General features: G+C 61.5%; 23 protein-coding genes. 13 read left to right on the forward strand and 10 right to left on the reverse strand.

Features of this window, described 5'->3' with window-relative positions; genetic code table 11:
• The first annotated feature begins 112 nt into the window (after positions 1–112).
• The 5 genes from AAAK34_RS01100 (at position 113) to AAAK34_RS01120 (ending at position 7,266) form a co-directional block, all read left to right on the forward strand.
• A complete protein-coding gene (locus AAAK34_RS01100; protein WP_231697019.1) occupies positions 113–1,255 on the forward strand; it encodes an efflux RND transporter periplasmic adaptor subunit in 1,143 nt (380 codons plus the stop codon).
• A gap of 15 nt (positions 1,256–1,270) precedes the next feature.
• Positions 1,271–4,366, forward strand: coding sequence for an efflux RND transporter permease subunit (locus tag AAAK34_RS01105; protein WP_231697018.1), 3,096 nt, complete (start codon positions 1,271–1,273; stop codon positions 4,364–4,366).
• Entirely contained in the window at positions 4,363–4,971 is a 609-nt protein-coding gene (locus AAAK34_RS01110; RefSeq protein WP_231697017.1) for a rhomboid family intramembrane serine protease, read from the forward strand. The genes AAAK34_RS01105 and AAAK34_RS01110 overlap by 4 nt, the downstream gene beginning before the upstream one ends.
• 476 nt (positions 4,972–5,447) lie before the next feature.
• Positions 5,448–6,974 carry an O-antigen ligase family protein gene (locus tag AAAK34_RS01115; RefSeq protein WP_231697016.1) on the forward strand — a complete coding sequence of 509 codons (1,527 nt, stop codon included), beginning with the start codon at positions 5,448–5,450 and terminating at the stop codon, positions 6,972–6,974.
• A 91-nt stretch (positions 6,975–7,065) separates the two neighbouring features.
• Positions 7,066–7,266, forward strand: coding sequence for a hypothetical protein (locus tag AAAK34_RS01120; RefSeq protein WP_231697015.1), 201 nt, complete (start codon positions 7,066–7,068; stop codon positions 7,264–7,266).
• Here AAAK34_RS01120 and moaC read toward each other — a convergent pair.
• Complete coding sequence (gene moaC / locus AAAK34_RS01125) at positions 7,245–7,751, reverse strand: cyclic pyranopterin monophosphate synthase MoaC (RefSeq protein ID WP_431777646.1); 507 nt, start codon at positions 7,749–7,751, stop codon at positions 7,245–7,247. The genes AAAK34_RS01120 and moaC overlap by 22 nt on opposite strands.
• A gap of 211 nt (positions 7,752–7,962) precedes the next feature.
• Between moaC and AAAK34_RS01130 the strand changes: the two genes are divergently transcribed.
• A complete protein-coding gene (locus tag AAAK34_RS01130) occupies positions 7,963–9,405 on the forward strand; it encodes a M48 family metalloprotease (RefSeq protein ID WP_231697045.1) in 1,443 nt (480 codons plus the stop codon).
• Positions 9,406–9,875: 470 nt separating this feature from the next.
• On the opposite strand, the gene AAAK34_RS01135 is transcribed toward AAAK34_RS01130, so the two are convergent.
• From AAAK34_RS01135 to tkt, 5 genes are all read right to left on the reverse strand, one after another.
• Positions 9,876–10,217, reverse strand: coding sequence for a phage holin family protein (locus AAAK34_RS01135; RefSeq protein WP_231697014.1), 342 nt, complete (start codon positions 10,215–10,217; stop codon positions 9,876–9,878).
• A gap of 69 nt (positions 10,218–10,286) precedes the next feature.
• The gene (locus tag AAAK34_RS01140) at positions 10,287–10,982 is read right to left on the reverse strand and encodes a TerC family protein (protein WP_231697013.1); all 696 of its coding nucleotides are present in this window, start codon (positions 10,980–10,982) and stop codon (positions 10,287–10,289) included.
• A gap of 372 nt (positions 10,983–11,354) precedes the next feature.
• Complete coding sequence (locus AAAK34_RS01145; RefSeq protein WP_231697012.1) at positions 11,355–11,765, reverse strand: DUF3717 domain-containing protein; 411 nt, start codon at positions 11,763–11,765, stop codon at positions 11,355–11,357.
• Positions 11,766–11,866: 101 nt separating this feature from the next.
• A complete protein-coding gene (gene gap / locus AAAK34_RS01150) occupies positions 11,867–12,868 on the reverse strand; it encodes a type I glyceraldehyde-3-phosphate dehydrogenase (RefSeq protein WP_231697011.1) in 1,002 nt (333 codons plus the stop codon).
• Between the two features lie 275 nt (positions 12,869–13,143).
• On the reverse strand, positions 13,144–15,213 hold the full coding sequence (gene tkt, locus AAAK34_RS01155; RefSeq protein ID WP_231697010.1) for a transketolase: 2,070 nt from the start codon (positions 15,211–15,213) through the stop codon (positions 13,144–13,146).
• A 348-nt stretch (positions 15,214–15,561) separates the two neighbouring features.
• Between tkt and AAAK34_RS01160 the strand changes: the two genes are divergently transcribed.
• Together AAAK34_RS01160 and AAAK34_RS01165 are read left to right on the forward strand one after the other, a co-directional pair.
• Entirely contained in the window at positions 15,562–16,362 is an 801-nt protein-coding gene (locus tag AAAK34_RS01160; RefSeq protein ID WP_431777647.1) for a nucleotidyltransferase family protein, read from the forward strand.
• A 206-nt stretch (positions 16,363–16,568) separates the two neighbouring features.
• Positions 16,569–17,969 (forward strand): aminopeptidase P N-terminal domain-containing protein, encoded by a 1,401-nt coding sequence (locus AAAK34_RS01165; RefSeq protein ID WP_231697009.1) that lies wholly within the window; start codon positions 16,569–16,571, stop codon positions 17,967–17,969.
• 257 nt (positions 17,970–18,226) lie between these two features.
• Here the strand turns inward: AAAK34_RS01165 and AAAK34_RS01170 are convergent, their stop codons facing one another.
• Entirely contained in the window at positions 18,227–18,475 is a 249-nt protein-coding gene (locus AAAK34_RS01170; protein WP_431777648.1) for a hypothetical protein, read from the reverse strand.
• 178 nt (positions 18,476–18,653) lie between these two features.
• Between AAAK34_RS01170 and AAAK34_RS01175 the strand changes: the two genes are divergently transcribed.
• Entirely contained in the window at positions 18,654–19,319 is a 666-nt protein-coding gene (locus AAAK34_RS01175; protein WP_231697007.1) for a helix-turn-helix domain-containing protein, read from the forward strand.
• 393 nt (positions 19,320–19,712) lie between these two features.
• Here the strand turns inward: AAAK34_RS01175 and AAAK34_RS01180 are convergent, their stop codons facing one another.
• The 3 genes from AAAK34_RS01180 to AAAK34_RS01190 all read right to left on the reverse strand — a co-directional run bounded on the left by AAAK34_RS01180 (position 19,713) and on the right by AAAK34_RS01190 (position 20,390).
• Positions 19,713–19,862: an addiction module antidote protein gene (locus tag AAAK34_RS01180; protein ID WP_431777649.1), complete on the reverse strand. Its 150-nt coding sequence runs from the start codon at positions 19,860–19,862 to the stop codon at positions 19,713–19,715.
• Positions 19,855–20,043, reverse strand: a complete 189-nt coding sequence (locus AAAK34_RS01185; protein WP_231697006.1) for a DNA-binding protein — start codon at positions 20,041–20,043, stop codon at positions 19,855–19,857. The genes AAAK34_RS01180 and AAAK34_RS01185 overlap by 8 nt, the downstream gene beginning before the upstream one ends.
• A gap of 170 nt (positions 20,044–20,213) precedes the next feature.
• Positions 20,214–20,390 carry a hypothetical protein gene (locus AAAK34_RS01190; protein WP_231697005.1) on the reverse strand — a complete coding sequence of 59 codons (177 nt, stop codon included), beginning with the start codon at positions 20,388–20,390 and terminating at the stop codon, positions 20,214–20,216.
• Between the two features lie 43 nt (positions 20,391–20,433).
• Between AAAK34_RS01190 and AAAK34_RS01195 the strand changes: the two genes are divergently transcribed.
• The 4 genes from AAAK34_RS01195 (at position 20,434) to AAAK34_RS01210 (ending at position 24,774) form a co-directional block, all read left to right on the forward strand.
• Complete coding sequence (locus AAAK34_RS01195) at positions 20,434–20,703, forward strand: helix-turn-helix domain-containing protein (RefSeq protein ID WP_231697004.1); 270 nt, start codon at positions 20,434–20,436, stop codon at positions 20,701–20,703.
• 4 nt (positions 20,704–20,707) lie between these two features.
• A complete protein-coding gene (locus tag AAAK34_RS01200) occupies positions 20,708–21,922 on the forward strand; it encodes a type II toxin-antitoxin system HipA family toxin (protein ID WP_231697003.1) in 1,215 nt (404 codons plus the stop codon).
• Positions 21,923–22,011: 89 nt separating this feature from the next.
• Positions 22,012–23,043, forward strand: coding sequence for a UDP-glucose 4-epimerase GalE (gene galE / locus AAAK34_RS01205; RefSeq protein ID WP_231697002.1), 1,032 nt, complete (start codon positions 22,012–22,014; stop codon positions 23,041–23,043).
• Positions 23,044–23,445: 402 nt separating this feature from the next.
• Positions 23,446–24,774 (forward strand): nucleotide sugar dehydrogenase, encoded by a 1,329-nt coding sequence (locus AAAK34_RS01210; RefSeq protein WP_231697001.1) that lies wholly within the window; start codon positions 23,446–23,448, stop codon positions 24,772–24,774.
• Positions 24,775–24,885 lie beyond the last annotated feature (111 nt).

Below are 24,885 nucleotides of genomic sequence, written 5' to 3' on the forward strand. Positions count from 1 at the left end.
ACACTTTCGTTCACAACACTTGTGTTGTGAACGACGCGCCCCTATGCTCTTTCGCTTCCTGGATGGTCGCCAGACTGGCCACCATCTTGCGCTTCACACGTATAGCCACCCCATGCCATCCCCAAAGTTGCTTTGCGCGCTCGTCCTTTCCGCCCTGCTGGCCGCTTGTGGCGCCGAAAAATCCACCGGTGCACCGCAGGCCGCGGCCAGCGCGGCGCGTCCGGTACTCACCATCACCGCGGAAAAACCCCAGCGTACCCCCATGGCCGACACGCTCGCCGCTAACGGCGATATCGCCGCCTGGCAGGAAGCAAGCATCGGCGCCGACGTGCCCGGCCTGCGTCTGGCGGAATTGCGGGTCAATGTGGGCGATAACGTCAAGAAGGGGCAAGTACTGGCCACGTTTGACACGGCGACTGTGCAGCAGGATCAGGCGCAGGCCCGTGCCAGCCTCGCTGAAGCTGAAGCCGCTGTCGCCGAGGCCAGCGGAAATGCTGAACGCGCCCGCGCCCTGGCCTCCAGCGGCGCCTTGAGCCAGCAGCAGGTCACTCAATACCTCACCGCAGAGAAAGCGGCGCGCGCCCGCGCCGACGCAGCCCGTGCGGCGGTTGCCAGCCAGAGCTTGCGTTTGCGCAACACCCAGGTGCTCGCGCCGGATGACGGCGTCATCTCGGCCCGCCCTGCCACCGTGGGGCAAGTGGCTGGCTCCGGCACCGAGCTGTTCCGCCTGGTGCGACGTGGCCGGCTGGAGTGGCGGGCCGAAGTCTCGTCCGAAGACCTGACACGCGTGCGCGCCGGTCAAACCGTGGCCATCGAGCTACCCGGAGGTAACCAGGTCACCGGCAAAGTGCGCCAACTCGCGCCCACGATAGACGCCAAGACACGCTATGGTCTGGTCTATGTCGATCTGCCGGGCAGCTCCGTGGCACGCGCCGGCATGTTCGCCCGCGGCCACTTCGAACTGTCTCAGGGCGAAGCACTCACCGTGCCCCAGGAGGCCGTGGTCATGCGCGACGGCTTTGCCCACGTCCTGCGCGTGGGCGACGACCAGCGCGTCCAATTGGTGCGCGTGCAAACCGGCCGCATCGAACTCGGCCGCATAGAGATCAAGGAGGGTCTGGATGCCAGTCACGCCGTAGCCGTGCGCGGTGCCGGATTCCTGAACGATGGAGATCTGGTCCAGGTGTCCAGCGCACCGGCTCCCACGGCCAGCTCGGCGAGTCCCGCCAGTGCATCCGCCAGCGTCACCCGATAAGAAGAGTCCCGCCTCATGAACGTCTCCGCCTGGTCGATCCGCAACCCGGTACCGGCCCTGATGCTGTTTGTGCTGCTCACGCTGGGTGGCCTGTTCGCCTTCCACTCGATGAAGGTGCAGAACTTTCCGGACCTCGACCTGCCCACCGTGAACGTGGTGGCGGCGCTGCCGGGTGCCACGCCGGGCCAGCTGGAAAACGAGGTGGCTCGCAAGATCGAAAACAGCATTGCCACCATTCAGGGCCTCAAGCACATCTACACCACCATCCAGGACGGCTCGGTCTCGCTGATGGTCGAGTTCCGCCTGGAAAAGCCCGTACAAGAGGCGGTAGACGACATCCGTTCAGCCATCTCTCGCGTCCGCGCCGACCTGCCCAGCGACCTGCGCGACCCCATCGTCAGCAAGCTCGATCTGGCGGGCCAGCCGGTGTTGGCCTACAGCGTCGCCTCGCCGCGCATGAACGACGCCGATCTCTCCTGGTTCGTCGACAACAACATAGCCAAGCGCCTGCTCGCGGTGCCAGGAGTCGGTGCAGTCAACCGGGTGGGCGGGGTCGAGCGGCAGGTTCATGTGGCGCTCGATCCGCTGCGGCTGCAGGCGCTGGGCATCACGGCGGCCGAGGTATCGCAGCAACTGCGGCGGGTACAGCTCGAAAGTGCCGGCGGGCGCATTGACCTGGGCTCGGGGGAACAGCCGGTTCGCACCCTGGCCACCGTGCGTTCGGCCGACGAACTCCGCGCCATACCCATCGCATTGCAGGACGGCCGCAGCCTGCGGCTCGATCAGGTAGCCACTATTTCAGACACCATTGCCCAGCGGCGCGCGGCCGCTCTGCTGAATGGGGAGCCGGTGGTCGGCTTCGAGATCGCGCGCAGCCGAGGCGCCAGCGAGGTTGAAGTGGGTGCGGGCGTGCGCAAGGCGCTCAAGGAGATGGAAGCCGCCCACCCAGGCATGCGCATCACCGAGGCGTTCGACTTTGTCACCCCTGTGGAGGAAGAGTACCACGCGTCACTGCAAATGCTGGGAGAAGGCGCGCTGCTGGCGGTGCTGGTGGTGTGGCTTTTCCTGCGCGACGCACGTGCCACGTTCGTCTCAGCGGTGGCGCTGCCCATGTCGATTTTGCCGGCCCTCATCGGCATGTACTTCCTGGGCTTCACGATCAACGTCGTCACCTTGCTGGCGCTTTCGCTCGTGGTGGGTATTCTGGTGGACGACGCCATCGTCGAGGTGGAGAACATTGTCCGCCACCTGCGCATGGGCAAGAGCCCCTACCAGGCAGCCATGGAAGCGGCCGACGAAATCGGACTGGCGGTCGTCGCGACCACCTTCACGCTGATTGCCGTGTTCTTGCCCACTGCCTTCATGAGCGGCATTGTCGGCAAGTTCTTCAAGCAGTTCGGCTGGACGGCCTCGCTGGCGGTGTTCGCCAGCCTCGTGGTGGCGCGCATGCTCACGCCAATGATGGCCGCCTATTTGCTCAAACCGATCGTCACCCCCGAGAAAGATCCGGGCTGGCTCATCGTATATGGCCGCTGGGCCAACTGGTGTGTGCGACACCGCATCCTGACCATGCTCGGCGCGGGCGCCTTCTTCCTGGGCTCCGTGGCCCTGATCCCGCTGCTACCCACCGGCTTCATCCCTGCGGACGACAACTCCCAGACGCAGGTCTACCTGGAGCTGCCGCCCGGCAGCACCCTGGCACAAACCGAACAAGTCGCCGAGCAAGCACGTCAGTTGCTGATGGGCAACCCGCGCGTCAAGAGCGTGTACACCACCATAGGCGGAGGGTCTGCCGGGGGCGACCCCTTCGCGCAAAGCAGCGCCGAGGTACGCAAGGCCACCCTCACCATCCAGTTGAGCGCTCGTGGAGAGCGCCCACGCAAGCAGGTGATCGAGCAGGAGGTACGCCGAGACATGGCCACCCTGGCCGGCGTCCGCAGCAAGGTCGGACTGGGCGGTTCTGGCGAAAAATACATCCTTATGCTGCAAGGTGACGAGCCCCAGGCCCTGCTTGCAGCGGCCCGTGCCGTCGAGCGCGATCTACGTGGCCTGCCAGGTTTGGGCAGCATCACCAGCACCGCCAGCCTGGTCAGACCCGAAATTGCCGTACACCCTGACTTCGCCCGTGCCGCTGACCTGGGCGTGACCAGCGCTGCCATGGCCGACACCCTGCGCGTGGCCACGCTCGGCGACTATGACGCACAGCTACCCAAGCTCAACCTGGCGCAGCGCCAGATCCCCATCGTGGTCAAACTCGAGGATGCCGCACGCAAGGACCTCGATCTGCTCTCCCGCCTGGCCGTCCCTGGTGCCAAAGGCCCTGTGCCCCTGGGGCAAGTCGCCACGCTGAGCTACAGCGGCGGCCCGGCCATCATTAACCGCTATGACCGGGCGCGCAACGTCAACATGGAAATCGAACTTTCCGGGCAGCCGCTGGGCGACGTCGCCGCCAAAGCCAAGGAACTGCCCTCCGTGAAAAACCTGCCGCCCGGCGTGCGCGTGGTGGAGGTGGGAGACGCTGAGGTCATGGGAGAGCTGTTCGTAGGCTTCGGCCTGGCCATGCTCACCGGGCTGCTGTGCATCTACATTGTGCTGGTGCTGCTGTTCCACCATGTGCTGCACCCCATCACGATCCTGGCGGCGCTGCCGCTATCGTTGGGTGGTGCCTTCGTGGCGTTGCTGCTCACGCATAAAGGCTTGTCCATGCCCTCCCTGATCGGCCTGATCATGTTGATGGGCATTGCCACCAAAAACTCGATCCTGCTGGTCGAATACGCCATCATGGCCAGGCGCGGGCACCCAGCCCAGGGAAATCAGCCTGCCGTTCCACCCATGAGCCGGTTTGACGCACTGATGGACGCCTGCCACAAGCGCGCGCGGCCCATCATCATGACCACCCTCGCCATGGGGGCCGGCATGCTGCCCGTAGCCATTGGCTGGGGCGCGGCCGACCCAAGCTTCCGTTCACCCATGGCGGTGTCCGTGATCGGCGGGTTGATCACCTCCACCTTCCTCAGCCTGCTGGTGATCCCTGCGGTGTTCGTCTGGATCGACGACCTTGCACAATGGCTCGGACGCCTGCTGCGCGGCAAAAGGCACGCAGCGCCTTGACCAGCCCCGCACCATCCACTGCCCGCACCTGGGCACTCGCCTGCGCGCTGCTGATCGCCCTTAGCGGCGCAGTATGGCTTGCATCCGTCGCGGGCCTGGTAGCGCCCGAGCATCTGGCTTGGCGCGCAGAAGACTGGACCGCTGCCCCCTGGACGCTCTGGACCGCGCCCCTCGTGCATTTCTTGCTGCCACATGCCCTGGCCAACATGCTGGCTCTGGCCGCGCTCGGCGCGTTGGGCACATTGTTGCCCGTAAGACCTCGCGATGCACTCGCCCTGATGCTGGCCTGGCCGCTTTCCACCCTGGCGCTCCTCCTCTGGCCTCAGGTGGGCGGGTACTACGGTCTCGCCAGCCTGGCGCACGCAGCCGCAGCCATTTTGGCCATAAGCGCGCTCAGCTCCCCCGCCAGCTACCGCATAGGACAGTGGCTCGGAATCGGGCTGCTCATCAAACTGGCGCTGGAACGAGGCTGGGACACCCCGGTCGGCTTCGAGAACAGCTGGGGCTTCAACATCGTCTTCGCCGCCCACCTGACCGGAGCACTATCCGGCGCCGCGATGGCCCTGATCGTTCAAGCATTCATGGCCGTCCGAAAGCCTGAGTAAAGGTATTGAGGCGGACCCGAGGGAAAGTGGGAAGAAGAGGAAAAAGCGCTCGCCATAAAACCACCCCAGGCCGAGCGAAGCAAAGGCCCGAATCAGGTCTCCCTGCCCCTCTTGACGTGCCGAGGAACGGAACGCGAGGGGAGGGCAAGGGCACTGCAAGATGCCCTTGCTTCGTAAACTGACTCACTGCGGTTGTTTGAACGTAGAGAACGCAGTGAACGAAGTGAGTTCCGCAGTGCCTCCCCTCGCGTGAGTACCGCAGGCTGCCCGAAGCGAAGCGCAGGGACACGTCAAGTGGGGTCCGCCTTTTTTTGGTTACTTTGTTTGGCGGAGCAAAAAAAGTAACTGCGCTGCCGGGCGCACATCCCGGCCGACGACCTCTGCCAAAGAGCAAAAGCCACCACCACCCAAATGACACAGAGACAGGGGCCAAAGGGGAAAAGTAATTCCCCAGCATCGCTTGGCACAATCCCCCGATGCCCCTCCGATCGCTGTATTCCTTCGTGGTTGCCCTCCCCTGGCTCTGGTCCCTGACCGCAGGCCCCTCAGCTGCCACCGTCCCCTACCTCGCTTCCATAGGCATCGGCGCGCTGCTGCTCGCCCTGTGGCCAACCGCTGAGCGGCAGCATGGCGCCGTCATGATCGCCTCAGGCTGGCTGGCGGCGGCGGTCGCAAGCAGCCTGATCGCACTCCTGCAGTATTTCAACTTAGAAGCACCTTTTCACCCCTGGATCAGCATTGCACAGCCGGGCCAGGCCTTCGGCAACCTGCGCCAGCCCAATCAATTGGCCTCCCTGCTGATCATCGGCCTGCTGGCCTTGCGCTGGTTGCTGCAATGCCGGCGCATCACTGCGCCACACGCCAGCTGGATAGCCGCCCTGCTGCTCACGGCCCTGGCTGCCACCGCCTCGCGCGTAGGGCTGGTGGAATTGCTGGTACTGGGCGCCGTGGCGCTGTGGTGGGCGCGAGGGCTCCCAAACCAGCGCAGGCGCCTCGCGGTAGCGGGCGCGGCGTTGGTCATTTACCTGGCAGCGGCGCTCATACTGCCCGCGCTCATCGAGAACACCCAGGGCATAGCAGGGCGTGACGTCATCGAACGCCTGCGCACCGCCGAATCCACCTGCGGGAGCCGGATCACCCTCTGGAGCAACGTGCTGCATCTGATTTCCCTCAAGCCATGGTTTGGCTGGGGCTGGGGCGAGCTCGACTACGCGCACTACATTACCCTATACGACGGGCCGCGCTTTTGCCACATATTGGACAACGCACACAACCTCCCGCTGCACCTGGCGGTGGAACTGGGCGCGCCAATCGCCGTGATGGCATGCGCGCTGGTGGCGTGGCTCCTCTGGCGAGGCAAGCCTTGGTCTGAGCAAGACGCTGAACGGCAACTGGCCTGGGGCGTGCTGGCCGCCATCGGGATTCATAGCATGGTGGAGTATCCGCTGTGGTACGGCCCATTTCAGATCGCAGCCATCCTGAGCATATGGTTGCTCTGGCGGCCCTCGGTCTCGGTCGGCATCACCGTCCGCTTTCCCGTCAGACAAGCCGTTGCTGCAGCCTTGCTGGCCGCCGTGGCCTACACCGGGTGGGACTACCACCGCATCAGCCAGCTTTTTCTTCCCTATGAGGAGCGCTCCAGCCTCTACCGCTTTGATGCCCAGGCTCATGCCCAGCGCTCCTGGCTGTTTGCCGACGTTGTGCGCTTTGCAAAAGTCACCACCACCCCGGTCACCCCGGAAACCGCCGAATGGCTACTGCCCGCCGCCCTCGCCGCGCTGCATTTCTCGCCTGAGTCACGCACGGCCATCAAAGTCATTGAAAGCGCAGCCTTACTGGGCAAAAACGACTTGGCGCTGGCTCACATGGCCCGGTTTCGCGCGGCCTTTCCGGTCGAGTACCAAGAGTGGGCCAAAGACCTCCGTCAATCCGGGCGACCTGCACTCGACGGCATAGGAAAAGAGTCATTGCTGCTGTCACTTGGCCATCGCGCGCATCGGTAAGGAATTGCAACTTCCGGAACGTTGGCATGTATCTTGTTACTGAAGTTCTTTCGCAAGAACCATTCACATTCAGTTGGCATAGAAATTTGACATGCTCGCTCAAGGCTTCAACACCATCGACCTGATGCTCCAGAAACTTATCCTGGATGCAGAACGCGTCCTTCCCGATGCACAGACCTCACTGGTCACCGATCAACCCTCCACTGTCAGGTCGCACTGCCAGGCCAAGTCTCGTTACAAGGAAAACCTGGCCACCGCCACGCAGGAAGGCTATTTTTCTGCCGCCACATAGCTTCCCGACTTGCCACCGCGCTTCTCCAAGAGGCGCACGCCGGCAATCACCATGCCACGATCAGCGGCCTTGCACATGTCGTAGATGGTCAGCAGGGCAATCTGCACCGCTGTCAGGGCTTCCATCTCCACCCCGGTGGGGCCGGTGGTTTCCGCTGTGGCCGTGCAAGCCACGGCGCCAGTACCACCCTCTTCAGCTCGGATGTATTCAAAGTCGATAGCCACACGGCTGAGCGCCAGCGGGTGGCAAAGCGGAATCAGCTCGCTCGTGCGCTTGGCCGCCATGATCCCCGCTATACGGGCTATGCCCAGCACATCGCCTTTCTTGGCCGTGCCCGCTTCAATCAGTGCCAGCGTGGCCGGCAGCATTTCAATGCGCCCGCCTGCCACGGCCACGCGGTGGGTAGAGGGCTTGGCACCCACATCGACCATATGGGCCTGGCCTTGAGCGTCAAAATGCGTAAGAGGTGTCGTAGGATGGGTCACAGGCGGGGAACATGAACGCAGATACGGCATCATAAGTGGACCTGACCCTTATCGAGGTAGCGTGAAACGTAAGAACTCATCGGTAACTGCCACTTTTCTGGCCTTATGGCTGGCCACCACGCTGGCACCCTCGGTCGTGAGCGCTCAGACACCCGGCACGGCCCCTCCAGCCCCTTCACGCGGCCTGCCATCTTTGGGCGATGCCGGTCTGATGACGACCCTGGAAGAACGCAAACTGGGCGACTCCATCATTCGTGAGCTCTACCGAGACCCGGACTATATCGACGACCCGGTAATCGGCGAGTATGTAGACGGCCTATGGCGTGCGCTGCTGGCCGGGGCGCGTGCGCGGGGTGAACTCACGCCTGAACTCGAAGAGCGCTACGCCTGGGAGGTGTTGCTGGGTCGTGACCGCGCCATCAATGCCTTCGCGCTGCCAGGGGGTTACTTCGGGCTTCACCTGGGTCTGGTCGGTGTGGTCACCACGCGAGACGAACTGGCCTCGGTGCTTGCACACGAAATGAGCCACATCACGCAGCGGCATATTCCCCGCATGCTCAGTCAACAGTCCCGGCAAGCGCCGCTGATGATGGCAGCCATGGTGATCGGCATGATTGCCGCCAGCAAGAACCCGCAGGCCGGCACCGCCTTGGCGGTGGGCGGGCAGGCCGCCCTCATCCAGCAGCAGCTCAACTACTCTCGCGACATGGAGCGGGAGGCCGACCGCATTGGCTACGGCGTGCTTGAACAAGCGGGCTATGCTGGGCGCGGATTTACCGGCATGTTCGAAAAGCTACAGAACGCCTCGCGCCTTTCAGACAACGGTGACTGGCCCTACCTACGCAGCCACCCGCTGACCACGCAGCGCATCGCCGACATGCAGCAGCGCCAACGCAGTGAAGGCCTCAACCCAAGCGCGGCACCGCCCGCCGATCTGGAGGCGCTGCTCGTTGCGGGCAGGGCGCGCGTGCTGAGTCGCCAGGGAGTCGATGTGCTGCGAGCCTGGGCCAGTGAACCTAACGGTGCAGGCTTTTCGAGCCAGCCGCTGGCACGCCGCGCGGGCGCACTCTATGCCGCCGCCCTGGCGCATGCGCAGTTGCGCGACCTGCCTCGCGCACAGGCACTTGCCACCCAGCTGGCGCTCCTTGTAGCCGGAGATATGCGCGCCGCACGCCAGGCCCGCCTGCTGCAAGCCGAATTGGCCCTGCAGGCGGGGCAGCCCGATCGCGTGCTGACACTGCTGCCTACAGGCGCGTCACCTCGCTCTCAAGATGGCCAAGGACAGGCTGGCCGGCCCGAATTACTGCTGCGTGCGCAGGCCCTCACAAAAACCGGCCAGCCCGTCGAAGCAGCCTCGCTGCTGCAAATCTGGGTGAGCGACCGGCCGCGCGATGCCGGCGCCTGGCAAGCACTGGCAGCGGCCCATGCCGCCCAGGGGCAGGTGCTGCGCTCGCTGCGTGCAGAAGGAGAGGCCCAATTGGCCCATAGAGAACTGGCCGGTGCGGTAGACCGTTTTCGTGCGGCGCAGGACTATTCGCGCAAAAATCCTGGCAGCACAGCCGATTTGATCGAAGCCAGCATCATTGACACCCGACTCAGGGAGTCACAGGCGGCCTTGGCGCAGCAACGGCTGGATGAGGCCAAGCTGCGCTGAAACGCTGGTCAGAATTCCGCCATTCAAACAGCGCTGAGTAAGCTGCATTGGCTCCGGCTGCGGGGGATGACGGGAGTGTTGGGGCACGGTGCCGTGTGAAGCGATTGCCCGCTTCTAGCCCCAAGCCGAGCGAAGCAATGGCCCGATTCAGGTTTCCCTGCCCCTCTGGAAGTGCCGAGGAACGGAGCGCGAGGGGAGGGCAAGGGCACTGCAAGATGCCCTTGCTTCGTGAACTAGCTTGCTACAGTTGTTTGAACGGAGAGAACGCAGTGAACGAAGTGAGTTCTGTAGCACCTCCCCTCGCGTGAGTACCGCAGGTTGCCCGAAGCGAAGCGCAGGGACACGTCCAGTGGGGTCCGCCTTTTTTGGTTACTTATTTTGGCGGAGCAAAAAAAGTAACTGCGCTGCCGGGCGCACATCCCGGCCGACGGCCTGAGCGAGAGAAAGGAGGCCATGCAAGCTCACGCCCACTAGACCCGCTCCACCAGCGCATCAATGAGCAAGCCCAGCGCCGAGTAGATCAGGGAGCCGAGCAGCGCGGCCCAGAAGCCCGCCACGTGGAAGCCGTTCAGCATGCCCGAGGCAGCCCAGAACATCAACGCGTTGATGACGAACAGGAAAAGCCCCAAAGTTAGCACCGTGGCTGGCAAGGTCAGCACCACCAGAATCGGCCGCACAACCATGTTCAGCAAGCCGATGACTGCGGCCGCAATTAGCGCAGAGGTGAAATTGTTCACCACCACGCCGCCGTACAGGTAGGCCACCACCAGTAAGGCGGCAGCGCTGAGAACCCATTTAAGAACCAGTTTCATACCTGCAGCATAACCTACGGTGATCAGGGCGGAATGCGGGCATTACACCCGCACCATCCGCTAATGAGGTTACTCAGCCACCTTTTGCTGGCGACGCGAAGCCAGCCAGGAGAGACCCAGCACCCCGACCACACAGGCAATGGCCACGCCCCAGCGCGCCACAGCAATCGGCGCTTCCTTGGTGCCGAACCAGTTCGACAGAAGCGTTTCATTCACAATCATCGTACCGGCTGTATAGGCCAACACACCCGCACCCACGTAGATGATGACGGGGAAGCGATCAACCAGCTTGAGCACCATGGTGGAGCCAAAGACCACGATCGGCACGCTGATGAGCAAGCCAATCACCACCAGATCCATGGCACCGTGCGCAGCACCCGCCACGCCCAGCACGTTGTCGATGCCCATCAGCGCATCGGCAATGATGATGGTTTTCATGGCGCCCCAGAACGTGCTGGCCACGGGGCCATGCTCGTCTTCGTCGCCGCCCTGATCGGCGACCAGCTTGTAGGCGATCCACAGCAGACCTATGCCCCCCACGAGCATCAAGCCCGGGATCTTGAGCAGCCAGACAACCACCAGCGTCATGAGCGTACGCACGGCAATGGCACCAACCGTGCCCCAAATAATGGCCTTTTTCTGTAGGTGCTTTGGAAGGCTGCGCGCAGCCAGTGCGATCACAATGGCGTTGTCGCCAGCGAGAACCAAGTCGATCAAAATAATGGCCAGCAGCGCGGACCACCAGGGGGCAGAGAGAAACTCCATGAACTTAAAGCTCCAAAAAACAAACTCGAGTGCGATTTTCACCCACGCAAGACAAACCTGAAGAAATAATTCTGGACCCTGGAGATTGCGCGAGAGAACATTCGCGCGCCGCCGAGGCAACAGAACCGACTTCGACCAAAGGCCTCGCCTGCGCAGGCGAACTTGATCGAAGGTCTTGCTCGGCAGCCCTTCGCACATGGTGCGGTGAGCTACCCGACGGGCCGGAAGCGCGAAAAATTTCCTACGCTTCGTGATGACGACCCGGCAGTGCCGTGCGCACTTTCATGGAAGCCACACGGCGGGGAGCTACTCCCCTTCGGATAACCGGCGATTAAAACATTGCGCGAAAGAACTGGCAACCTGGGGTTATTACTAACACCCCCTCAGAGCCCGCTCCGCATAGCGGTTGAAGCGCAACGCTGTTCCCTGCTGCGTGATCCGCCGCCAGACAGCTCGCTTTTCGTAAGGGCTTAGGGCCAGCCAATCCTGAACTTCGTGCTCAGTACGGCCACACCCCTTGCAAATAGCATCGCCCTGGCTGGTGGAGCAAATGGCAATGCAGGGTGTATCTGGCATGCTGGCATACCAGTACAACCAGGCAGCGCGCGCCGCCTCGGGCATGCGGCTGGCTTCCACCTCGTCCTGACCATGGAACACCATCAAAGCGTAAACCTCTGACAGGGCCGACACTTCAGGGGCCAGTGCCATACCGGCCCGCGCAGGCTCCCGCGCCCGCCAAAAATTAATGGCGGTTTCGAGGTCGGCAATGTGAACCGCTTGCATGCTGATCTTCTTGACCGATCGGACAGAGGTGCCTGCTCACGCCGTGAAAGCCCTCACCCCACCCTCTCCCAGAGGGAGAGGGTAAAGAAATATGCCGCAGCTTATTTCTGGCTGACCACGCGCACCATGTCGAGGCAACGGTTGGAGTAGCCCCACTCGTTGTCGTACCAGCTCACCAGCTTGACGAAGGTGGAGTCCAGTGCAATACCGGCTTCCATATCAAAAATGGAGCTGCGTGTGTCGCCACGGAAATCGGTCGCCACGACCTTATCTTCGGTGTAGCCCAGAATGCCCTTCATCTTGCCCTCGCTCTGCGCCTTCATTTCGGCGCAGATCTCGGCGTAGGTGGCGGGCTTTTCCAGTTCCACGGTCAGGTCGACCACGGAAACGTCGGAAGTCGGCACGCGGAAAGACATGCCCGTGAGCTTGCCCTTCAAGTCGGGCAACACCACGCCCACCGCCTTGGCAGCGCCGGTGCTGGATGGAATAATGTTTTCCAGAATGCCGCGGCCGCCGCGCCAGTCTTTGTTGCTGGGTCCGTCCACGGTTTTTTGTGTGGCAGTGGCAGCGTGCACAGTGGTCATCAGGCCGCGCTTGATGCCCCACTTGTCATTCAGCACCTTGGCAATGGGCGCCAGGCAGTTGGTGGTGCAGCTGGCGTTGCTGATAATGGGTTCGCCCGCGTACTTCGCGCAGTTCACGCCATGCACAAACATGGGGGTGTCGTCCTTCGAGGGGGCCGACATGATCACCTTCTTGGCGCCCGCATCAATGTGCTTTTGCGCGGTTTCCTTGGTCAGGAAGAGGCCAGTGGATTCAATGACGATATCGGCGCCAACTTCGTTCCACTTCAAGTTTGCTGGGTCCCGCTCGGCAGTCAGGCGAATTTTCTTGCCATTGACGACCAGCGTGTTGCCTTCAACTTTCACATCACCGTCAAAACGACCGTGCACGCTGTCATATTGGAGCATGTAGGCAAGATAGTCCGGCTCGAGCAGGTCATTGATACCCACGACCTCGATGTCAGAAAAGTTCTTCACCGCGGCGCGAAACACCATGCGACCGATGCGACCGAAGCCGTTAATGCCGATTTTGATGGTCATTGCTTTCCCCTTTACTAATAAACTGAAAATCGTGTCCTAAACCCTCCCCTTCATGGGAGAGGCCCCTGTCTTACCCCTCTCCCTTACCAGGGAGGCACATGCCTTACCCCCTCTCCCTCACTGGAGAGGCACCTGTCTTACTCCCTCTCCCCCTGGGAGAGGGTTGGGGTGAGGGCAAGCAGCGCATCCTTGAGCACACCACTTCCCTTTCCCACCCTCTCCCGCGAGCGAGAGGGGGAGAATTTCAGAGCAGCGTCGAAATCGTCAACTCTCTCTCAGCGACGCAGCACAGCTCTCACCGTGTCAGCCACGTTCTCCGGCGTGAAGCCGAAGAAATCAAACAGCTTGGCTGCGGGCGCCGACTCGCCGTAGCGATCAATGCCCACCACCGCCGCGCAGCCATACTTCCACCAGCCGTCGGTGACGCCCATCTCTACCGCAACACGCGGCAAACTGGCAGGCAGAACCGACTTCTTGTACGCCAGCGTTTGTCGATCAAAGGCTTGCGTGCTCGGCACTGAAACCACACGCACCGCAATTTTCCGCTCCGCCAGCAAGGCTTGCGCCTTCAGGGCCAGTTGCACCTCGGAGCCCGTGGCCATGATGACGGCCTGGGGCCTCTTCTTCAGGCCCACGTCAGATGGTTCACTCAGCACATAGGCGCCGCGGCTGATCTCACCCAGGTCGCGCTTGGGCAGATAAGGCAGATTCTGGCGGCTCAACAGCAGCGCAGTGGGGCGCTCGCGATTATTCAGCGCCACGGCCCAGGCGATCGTCGTTTCAGCTGTATCAGCGGGGCGCCAAACGTCCAGCCCCGGAATCAGGCGCAGGCTAGCGGCGTGCTCAATACTCTGGTGCGTAGGGCCATCTTCACCCAAACCGATGCTGTCGTGCGTGAACACATGCACCACGCGCTGCTTCATCAGTGCCGCCATCCGAATGGCGTTACGGCTGTAGTCGCTGAAAGTCAGGAAAGTGCCGCCGTAGGGAATGTAGCCGCCATGCAAGGCCAGGCCATTCATGATCGCGGCCATACCGAACTCGCGCACGCCATAGTTGATATGGAAGCGCGCACTGATGGCCGGCGCCGCGTCTGCGCCCTCGGTTTCAGCCGCGGGGGCTTCAGGCAGAACCACGCTGCCATCATCGGCAAAGCGCAATGGTGCGGTAGAGGACGTGTTGGTCAGGTTGGAGCCCGTCAAATCGGCGCTGCCGCCAATCAACTCAGGCAGTGCGGCAGTGAACGCTTCCAGCGCCAACTGGCTGGCCTTGCGGCTGGCCACAGTTTCCGCTTTCTTGTGCGCCTCAACGGCGGCATCCACGGCCACCTGGGCAAAGTTCTTGGGCAACTCGCCGGCCATGCGGCGCTTGAAGTCTTCTGCCAGGCGGGGGTAGGCCTTGGCGTATTCGGCCAGGCGCTCTTCCCATTCAGCCTGCACCTTGGTGCCGGCAGCCTTGGCGTCCCAGTCGGCGTACACAGCCTCAGGAATCTCGAACGGGCCATGGGGCCAGTCCAACGCTTCACGCGTCAGGGTAATTTCGCTTGCGCCCAGCGGTTCGCCGTGGGCCTTCGCGGTGTCCTGGCGGTTGGGCGAGCCCTTGCCAATCGAAGTCTTGCAAATGATCAGCGTGGGCCGATCAGCGCTATTCTTGGCTTCGGCAATGGCAGCGTCCACGGCGTCGACATTGTGGCCGTCGATCGGGCCGATCACATTCCACTGATACGCACTGAAGCGCTCGGCGGTGTTGTCCACGAACCAGGGGGTCACCTGGCCGTCGATGCTGATACCGTTGTCGTCATACAGCGCGATCAGCTTGTTCAGCTTCCAGGCGCCAGCCAGAGCACAGGCTTCATGGCTAATGCCCTCCATCAGGCAACCGTCGCCCAGGAAAGCATAGGTGTTGTGGTCTACCAGCGCGTGACCGGGCCGGTTGAACTCAGCCGCCAGGAGCTTTTCTGCCAGGGCCATGCCCACCGCGTTGGCAATACCCTGCCCCAGCGGGCCGGTAGTGGTTTCCACGCCGGGCGTTATGCCATGCTCGGGGTGACCGGCCGTCTTGCTGTGCAGTTGCCGAAAATCCTTCAGCTCCTGCAGCGGCAGTTCATAGCCCGTGAGGTGCAGCAACGAGTACAGCAACATCGACGCGTGGCCGTTGGAGAGCACGAAACGGTCGCGGTCTGCCCATTGCGGGTTGGCCGGGTTGTGCCTGAGGTGCCTGCCCCAGAGAGCAACAGCCATATCGGCCATTCCCATAGGAGCACCGGGATGGCCGGAGTTAGCTTGTTGAACGGCGTCCATGGCCAGGGCGCGGATGGCGTTGGCCATGAGAGATGCATTTGCCATGCGAATAAACTCCGGGGAATAGCGAAAAAATAAGCAGTGCTGCGCCCGCGTTATGCGAACGCAAACCGCCGATTTTACCGGCCGCGGCCAAACCCGGCAGAAAAACGCACCGAGCGCCTAACAGAGGACCTGTGCGATCTGAGCTTGAGAACAAGCTCGGAACCTTCTCGCCAGGGATGACCTGCCAGCGCAAATCCGTAATAAAGTCTTGCAAGAGATACTCTGCATAACCCTCGCAAGTTGGTGGTAGTGCGGATCGCCCGAGGCCGCGCTGCCACAGACCGCAGGGAGTTGTGCAGAATACCTCTATACCTGTGCTCTGCCATTCAGAGTGACCGGGGCAAACCCATGAGACTCAACACCCCTCCTACGTCGCCCGCCCCTGCCGTGCGCGCCATGATTCTGGCCGCTGGGCGTGGCGAGCGCATGCGTCCGCTGACCGACCACACACCCAAGCCGCTGCTGGAAGTGCGAGGCAAGCCGCTGCTGCAGTGGCCGCTGGAAGCCCTGTTGCGAGGCGGTATTTGCGACATCGTCATCAACACCGCATGGCTGGGCGAGCAGATTGAGCAACGCTTTGACACCTTGCCTGCAACAGCGAACACTCCGAAGGCAGCCCCGGGCGAGTGCGCCGGGATCCGGTTTTCCTCAGAGGAGCGCGACTTCGGTTATGCACTGGAAACCGCAGGCGGCATTGCCCGCGCCCTCCCCATGCTCACGCCGCGCGAGGAAGACGTTTTCTGGGTAGCCGCAGCAGACATCTTCGCCCCCGATTTTTCGTATACCCGCGAGCGCGCGCTGCGCTTTGCCGCCAGCGGCAAACTGGCCCATCTATGGCTGGTACCGAACCCGCCCCACAACCCGGGTGGAGATTTCGCCATTGGCAACGACGGCTTGGCGTTGAACGAAGCCCCTGCCGGCGGACAAAAGCACACCTTCAGCGCCATCGCCCTCTATCGCCGGCAGCTTTTTGAGCAGCCCTGGTGCACCATACTTCCCGGCAACCCGCAAGGCACCGCTGCGCCACTGGCGCCGTTGCTGCGCAAAGCGATTAACGCGAGCCTGGTCAGCGCAGAGCTCTACCAAGGCCCCTGGACAGATGTCGGCACGCCCCAGCGACTGGCAGAGCTCAACGCAGCTGGCAGATAACGCGCCAATCTTTCAGGCGCCCCCTGGGACCGCCAAGCTCCAGCTTGGCCCTCTTGCCCTCGACGAACGCCGCTATTGCCAAGCTGGAGCTTGGCGGTCCCAGGCAAGGCACCTCTCAGCCCAAAGCCCCTGCACGAAACAAAGGCGCGACGAAAGATCCGAAAAGGCGAGAATCTCCATCATCCAGCACGCTTGAAGCACCAAACATGACAACCTCCCCCTACGCCACTCGTCGCGCCCGCCTGGCTGCCGAAATGACCCGACTCGGCGGCGCTGATTCGGTCGCCATCATTCCCACGGCAACAGTTCACCCGCGCAACCGCGACAGCGATTTCCTCTATCGCCACGACAGCTACTTCTATTACCTCACCGGCTTCACGGAGCCTGATGCATGGCTGGTGCTCACGGGCGACGGCCGCAGCACACTTTTCTGCCAGCCCAAAGACCTGGAGCGCGAGATCTGGGACGGCATTCGCCTAGGTCCTGAAGCAGCACCCGCCGCTCTGGGTGTTTATGAAGCGCATTCGGTCAACGAACTCAGCGAACGTCTGCCCAAGCTCCTGGAAAACAAAGCCACTGTCTGGTACCCCTTTGCCACCCACCCGGGGCTTGAAGGGCGCATCGACGGCTGGCTGCAGAAGGTGCGCACCCGGGTCCGCTACGGTGCACTGGCGCCTGAGACACAAAGAGATGCGTGCGCAATCCTCGACGAAATGCGCCTGATTAAAGACGCACACGAGCAGGACATCATGCGCCGCGCGGCCAGCATCAGCGCTGGCGCGCACATTCGCGCCATGCAGCGTTCTGCCACCATGCTCCGCGCCGGCCAGGACGTGCGTGAATATCACCTCGACGCCGAACTGCTGCACGAATTCAGGCAGCACGGCTCACAGTACCCCGCCTACGGCAGCATCGTGGCCGCCGGCGCCAATGCCTGCATCCTGCACTACCGCGCCGACGCCGCCCCCATTCGCGACGGCGAACTGGTGCTGATCGACGCGGGCTGCGAGCTCGACGGTTACGCCAGCGACATTACCCGCACCTTCCCCGCCAACGGAAAATTCAGCGGACCGCAGCGCGCGCTTTACGACCTGGTGCTGGCCAGCCAAGAGGCTGCGATTGCGGCCACCCGCCCAGGCGCTCGCTTCAACGACCCGCATGAAGCCACCGTCAGGGTGCTCACACAGGGCATGCTCGACCTCGGCCTGCTCGACAAAAACAAGCATGGCACCGTGGACGACGCCATCGCCGGCCGCCACCATTTCATTCACTACATGCACCGTACCAGCCACTGGCTGGGCATGGACGTGCACGACTGCGGCAGCTACGTGGAGCCCACCGAAATCGGGCAAGTCAGCGAGCGAATCGACCCCCTCTCGGGAGAAGTCATCAAAGACCGCCCCAGCCGCATCCTGCGCCCTGGCATGGTCTTGACCATCGAGCCCGGCATCTACGTTCGACCGGGCGAAGGCGTGCCCGAGGAGTTTTGGAACATCGGCATCCGGATCGAGGACGACGCCATCGTGACCGAAACCGGCTGCGAGTTGATCACCCGCGGAGTGCCTGTGGATGCGGATGAGATTGAAGCGCTGATGGAGGCACCCTGACCCCAGACTGAAATCCGGCAGAACCTGCCCCCATGGAGTTCCCTTAGGATCGCCAAGCTCCAACTTGGCAACAGCAGCGCTCGCCGAGGACAAGAAGGCCAAGCTGGAGCTTGGCGGTCCCAGAGATCAGGCACTGGAGTTGACGCTGGTTTCATTTGACTTCAATGGCAATCATTGGTCAAACTCTTTCCCGCTGGATGGACGGGTAGATGCGCTCCCAGGAGGCGCAGCGGCGCATAAGCGTTGGCTGACCGTGTTCAAGTCCCGCGCCCACCATCCAGCAACTTCCATAAGGCTTTAACCTGGATCCGGCAGTTGGACGCGCCCGAGCAGGTCGTCATCGGGTGCGCTGGCAAGACGTGAGGACGCGGCAGGCTCGAGCCTGCAAGAACGAGCAACGCCGCCAGCGTGCCCGAGGGCGACCTGATCGGGTGCGTAGCGCTCTCAGCCGCAGCCGGCCGCCCAAACAGGTGAGCGTTATAGGAGCATCGAAATTGAGTGTCCACGCGGCTTTTTTGGAGATTGCAAGCGGTCAACTGCCGGATCAAGGTTAAATAGGCGGAGACCATTCCCGAACCCCTACCTCCGGCGCAGCCGGGGAGGGACTGATTGACGGTAACTTTAATCGCTTATTTGATCAGTATATTGACCAAATTATTATATTTTGGTCAAATAAATGCTCATATGATCGACACAAGCCTCAATCGCGTTCTGGAGCGCCAGCTCCTGCTGCAACTGGGTGATCGGCTAAGGGTTCTGCGTAAAGCACAACAATTGGGAACGGTCGAGGTAGCCGCGCGTGCCGGCATAACCCGCAACACCTTGCGCGCCATTGAAACGGGGGACCCGGCACCCTCCATCGGCAATTATTTGCGCGTCATGTCAGTCCTGGGCATCAGCGGGGATTTGGCGCTGCTGGCTAGCGACACATTCCAGCCAGCACCGGCAGGCTCTGCCGCAGCACGATCTCGCCGCGCGGCACCAATTGTGCAAGTTCATGTCTCTGCGGATCAAGCCAAGCACCAGCTTCAGGATTTGCAGAGCCTGGCACTGCACGAAGAAGCCGTGCGGCTTGCCAAGGCAAACCCTGCCTTAGTGGGCGAGGCCCAAGACACTCTTCAGCGCTGGCTCTCGGAGGGCAACTCCCGCTCCGCGGCCTTATGGCACGAATGGGTGGACATTCTCCAGGCAGGCCACTGGCGCAAGGTGCTGGGGCCCACTCGTCATGCCCAACAATTACGCCAAGCATCGCCTCTCGTCACCATTCTTCCAGATGAAATTCGCCAACGCATTTTGCAGCAGGTGAGCGACCTGAAAAGTGGGGTCTCCATCAGCAACCAACTCAGCTAGTCCTTATGACCGGAGAAGGATCGTGAATTCTGCATAGGGCTGATTGAGCACGGCTACGTCGCCCCCGCATCACTGCTAGAACTAGTACCAACCATGCCTATCGACAACGCTATGCAGCGCACATTGCGCGCAACGATTCGGCGATGGGCGAAAGCCGCTGAGAATTGATGAATTATTGTGATCTGACCCTGATTTCCATTGTGATCTGACCCTGATTTCCCCACGGCGGAACCTGCCCCCATGGAGTTCCCTTGGGATCGCCAAGCTCCAGCTTGGCAACAGCAGCGCTCTCCGGGGGCCAGAAGGCCAAGCTGGAGCTTGGCGGTCCCAGGAGGGCAAGCAACTGATTTGCAGCACGATCTATCTGTCCGGCAAATCTGACGTGTCAGAAACTTACCCGCCACCCGACGGGATCGCCACCAGTTTCACGCCGAGTGCGGCACACACGCGAGCCACTGTTTCAAACCTGGGGTGTGCGCCAGGCCGCAGCGCCTTGTAGAGTGACTCTCGCCCAATGCCTGACGCCTTGGCAATGTCATTCATGCCTCGCGCTCTGGCAATCGTGCCCAGCGCCTGAGCCAGTGCGCCAGTGCGCCAGTGCGCCAGGGTTATTTTCTTCCAGTACCACCGTCAGATAAGCGGCAATATCCCCCTCATCTTGAAGATGTTCCGCCGCGTCGAAACGAGGAAGCGAAGAAATTTTGATGGATTTCTGTGCATTCATAACTTCAATCCTCCAATGTGGCTGCAAGTGCCTTCGCCGAAGCGATGTTGTATTCGATTGGATACAAGAATGTCAAACTGCGATTAGCGTCAGACAACTCGCGCTTCCTCGCCCCGTCACCGCCGGGATTCCGGGAAACCAGACCAACTATTAGAACTACCCCGTTTTCTTCAGAAAGAGCCGATGTCCACCTTGGGATCGCCAAGCTCCAGCTTGGCAACAGCAGCGCTCGCCGGAATCAGGAAGGCCAAGCTGGAGCTTGGCGGTCCCGAGAGGGCGAGAAAGAACTTCCCGAAAAGTTGAGCCATATCGCACAGGCGCCCCATATCGTCTTGAATAAAAGACATTTTTGATTAAAAATGCAAAATTCGTCTTGAATTCAGGACAATTATGTCTTCTGCCCTCCCCATCCGCACCCTCGCCGATCTCGGCCAATCCGTCCGTGCCGCCCGTCAGGCAGCTGGGCTACAAGCTACCCAGGTCGCTCGAAAGGCCGAACGCAGTAGAGACTTGCTGCATCGGCTCGAAACTGGCAAGGACGTCACCACAAGCGCATTGATCGACGTGCTGCGTGCCATGGGTTACACCATTCGTCTCGAAAGGCTTGGGCTTCCAACACTGGATGAAATGCGCCAGCGATTCGCCGAAGACGACGAATGACTCCATGACCGAAAAAATAAAACTCCTTCATGTAGAAGTCGCTGGCGCGCTCGCCGGGCAGTTGCTGCAGCAATCCGGCTACGAATTCCGCTACCTCTCGGCCGACGATGAGCAACCTGTGGCCGGATTGCTCATGCCGCCTACGAAACTCACCTGGACAGACGGCGACCTCTTTCCGGTCATAGACCAGAACTTGCCGGAAGGAGATCTGTTCAACCGGCTGCGCGAGCGCTTCCCCAAACAAGCCATGACCGCCATGCGCCTGCTCGCACTGATCGGCAGAAATGGCATTGGTCGGCTCGGATTCTTGACAGTAGACGCCCCACAGCCTCCTGCAGCCGTCCCCATTTCTCGCGAAACGCTCCTCGGCACCCCCTTCTCCGATAAAGTCTTCGACGACCTCATCACCGCCTACCTATCCACGGGCAGCGGCGTAGCAGGCATGCAGCCCAAGATCATGGTGCCCGACCGAGCTACGGTGCCAATCCCCAACCTGATCGTCAAAACCGCCAGTTCCGCTCACCCTGGGCTTGCCGCCAACGAATATCTGTGCATGACCGCGGCCAAGCGCGCAGGCATTGACACCGCCCACGTTGACTTGAGCCACGACGGCCAGATGCTGCTGGTGGACAGGTTCGATCTAACCGCGAACGGTGAGCGGTACGGCTTTGAAGATGTAGCGTCCTTGATGGGGCTGCGCGTACGAGACACTTTGTCCGAACGCAAGTACCACGGCAGCTACCAGAAAGTGGCTGAACTATTGGGTCTTATTACGGGGTCGCAACAAGACCTGCATCGTTTTTTTGAACAGTTGGCATTCTCAGTGATGGTGGGCAATGGCGATGCCCACCTGAAGAATTTCGGCGTTCTGTATGAAGGCGTGGCCGACAACATACGTCTTTCGCCCATGTTCGACGTGGTTACCACGCGAATCTACCGCTACCAGCGCTCGCCCGGCGGCCCTGAACTGGAAGACCACACCATGGCCCTGCGCCTGCTCTCTGGCAAATCCCAACGCTCAAAAACTTACCCACTGCCCGAAGAGCTGATTCGCTTCGGACGCGATGTCTGCCAAGTGGCGCAACCAAACCAGATCTTTGACCGCATCGCACAAGCCATGTCCGAAACTCTGCAGTCAAGCCGCACCGACGAGCGCATTTCCGCCGACCTACGGGAAAAAATGCAAACTGTCTGGCAAGCCGGAATGAAATATGCGTGACTGCCCCATTGGCCCCAGGGCGTAGAGTGCAGGAATTCCACAACCCGCTTCATGCGCACCACCACTCCGGACCATCAAGGAAAACCAAAATGCATGTGCTCGTCACCGGCGGAGCTGGCTACATTGGGTCTCACACCTGCCTATGCCTTCTGGAAGAAGGCTTCAGCGTCACGGTTATAGACAATTTTTGCAACAGCTCCCCCGAGGCCTTGCGACGCGTTCAGGCCTTGGCAGGCCGCAGCCTGACCTTGATCAAGGGAGATGTGCGGGACGCCGCCACGCTAGACGCAGCGTTTGCCGGCCCACGCATTGATGCCGTCATCCATTTTGCGGGGCTAAAGGCCGTAGGCGAATCCGTCGCCGAGCCTATGCTGTATTACGACAACAACGTGGCAGGCACCTTTAACCTGCTGCAAGCCATGCAGCGCGCCAAAGTTTCCACCGTGGTGTTTTCATCATCAGCCACGGTCTACGGAGACCCCGCCCCCGAAGACCTGCCTTTAGAAGAAACGTCTCCGACTGGCATCACCCACAGCCCCTACGCCACCAGCAAATGGATGGTTGAGCGCTGCCTGGCAGACCTGCACACGGCGCAACCGCAGTGGCGCATCGCCCGCCTGCGCTATTTCAACCCCGTGGGTGCCCACCCCAGCGGCCGCATTGGCGAAAACCCCAGCGGCACACCCAACAACCTGATGCCATTCATCAGCCAGGTAGCCTGCGGCACCCGGCCCATGCTCTCGATTTTTGGCGGAGACTACCCCACGCATGATGGCACTGGCGTGCGCGACTACATTCATGTCATGGACTTGGCTGAAGGCCATGTAGCCACACTCAAGTACCTGGCAAACCGCCCAAATGGCGACCTGCTCACGCTGAACCTGGGCACTGGCCAAGGCTGCTCTGTACTGGACGTGGTTAAAGCCTTTGAAGCCGCCAGCGGCCAGACGGTGCCGTACCAAATCGTCGCCCGCCGGCCCGGCGATGTGCCGGCCTATTACGCCGACTCCACTCAGGCCCAAGAGCTGCTGCACTGGAAGGCCAAGCGCACCCTGCACGACATGTGCGCCGACACCTGGCGCTGGCAAGCGGCCAACCCAAAAGGCTACGCCAGTGAGTAGCTTCACCGGCGTGCGAGATACTTGCATGATCCTTCTTGTGCCCACAAACCAAGCGTGTCGCCATGTATCCAACACAGTTCAATCAAGCGAGGCACGCTTCCCTCTGGTGTAGGAGCGGCTTTAGCCGCGAAGGGCTTCGTTGCTGAAAAGGTCACCATTCGCGGCTAAAGAGGGTGTCGCAAAACGGCCTCGTTCTTCTTCCCTCTCCCTCCGGGAGAGGGCCAGGGTGAGGGCAGCGGCGCATGATCTGAGACTGTCTTTGGACGCGCTCCCTCACCCCAACCCTCTCCCGAAAGGAGAGGGGGCAATCGCCACTGCTGCACCAACCACTTTAACGACAGCCTCTAAAGCCGCTCCTACAAAGATAGCAACAACCCCCATACCAAAAAGCATTGCCGCCACATGCCTGCCTCCACCCACGTGAATGAACCCCTTGCCTCCCTGCAAGAACGCATAGCCAACCAGCAGGCCATTGTGGGCATCTACGGCCTTGGCTACGTAGGCCTACCACTGGCCCTGCGCTTTGCCGAAGTCGGCCTGAAAGTCATCGGCTTTGACATAGACCCCAAAAAGGTGGAGCTTCTCAACTCCAGCCAAAGCTACATAGAGCGCCTGACACCCGAACTCATACAAGCCGCTAGAAGCCGCGGCTTTGAGGCCACCGGCGACTTCACCCGCACCCGTGAGGTAGATGCCCTCATCATCTGCGTGCCCACACCGCTCAACGCCCACCGCGAGCCGGACCTGAGCTTCATCATCAACACCATTGAAGCCGCCCTGCCCCACATGCGCACAGGCCAGCTTGTAAGCCTGGAAAGCACCACCTGGCCCGGCACCACAGAAGAAATATTAGCCCCCCGCCTGCGCGCGCAGGGCCTGAACCCCGGTGAAAACTGCGCGCTCGTCTTCTCGCCCGAGCGTGAAGACCCCGGCAACCCGCACTATGGCACCAAGAATATTCCGAAGGTCATCGGCGGCAGCACGCCAAGCTGCCTGGCGCTGGGCACCGCCCTGTACCAGCACGCCATACAAACCATGGTGCCCGTCAGCAGCACCCGCGCCGCAGAAATGACCAAGCTGCTGGAAAACATTCACCGCAGTGTGAACATAGGCCTGGTCAACGAAATGAAAATCGTGGCCGACAAAATGGGAATCAACATCCACGAGGTCATAGAAGCCGCCGCCACCAAACCCTTCGGTTTTGTGCCGTACAAACCCGGCCCCGGCCTGGGCGGCCACTGCATCCCCATCGACCCGTTCTATTTAACCTGGAAGGCCCGCGAATATGGAGTCAACACGCGCTTCATAGAGCTGGCCGGCGAAATCAATCATCACATGCCCCACTGGGTGGTCGGCAAAATAGCCGATGCCCTGAACGACCGGGGCAAGCCCATCAAAGGCAGCCGCATACTGGTGCTGGGCCTGGCCTATAAAAAGAACATAGACGACACGCGCGAAAGCCCCGCCGTGGAAATCATGGATCTGCTGCAAGCCAAGGGCGCCCACATTGCCTACAGCGATCCGCATGTGCCCGTGTTTCCGCGCAAGCGCGACTACCATTTTGATCTTAAGTCTGAGCCGCTAAATGCAGATACGCTCGGCCGCTATGACTGCGTGGTACTGGCCACCGATCATGACGGGTTTGACTATGCGATGCTGCAAAGCCACGCGGCGCTGATTGTGGACACAAGAGGGCGATTCAAGGCGGGTGGCAATACCGTGGCGGCCTGATCGGCCCCTCAAGCTACCCCTCAAGCTACCCCTCAAGCTACCCCCCCAAGTCGCTACCCTCCCACACGCGCAGCAAGAAGCAGGCAATAGGTGGTCGGTAGTGTGGCTCCC

Origin of the sequence: Ottowia caeni (assembly GCF_050821495.1) — a bacterium.
GTDB lineage: Bacteria > Pseudomonadota > Gammaproteobacteria > Burkholderiales > Burkholderiaceae_C > Ottowia > Ottowia caeni.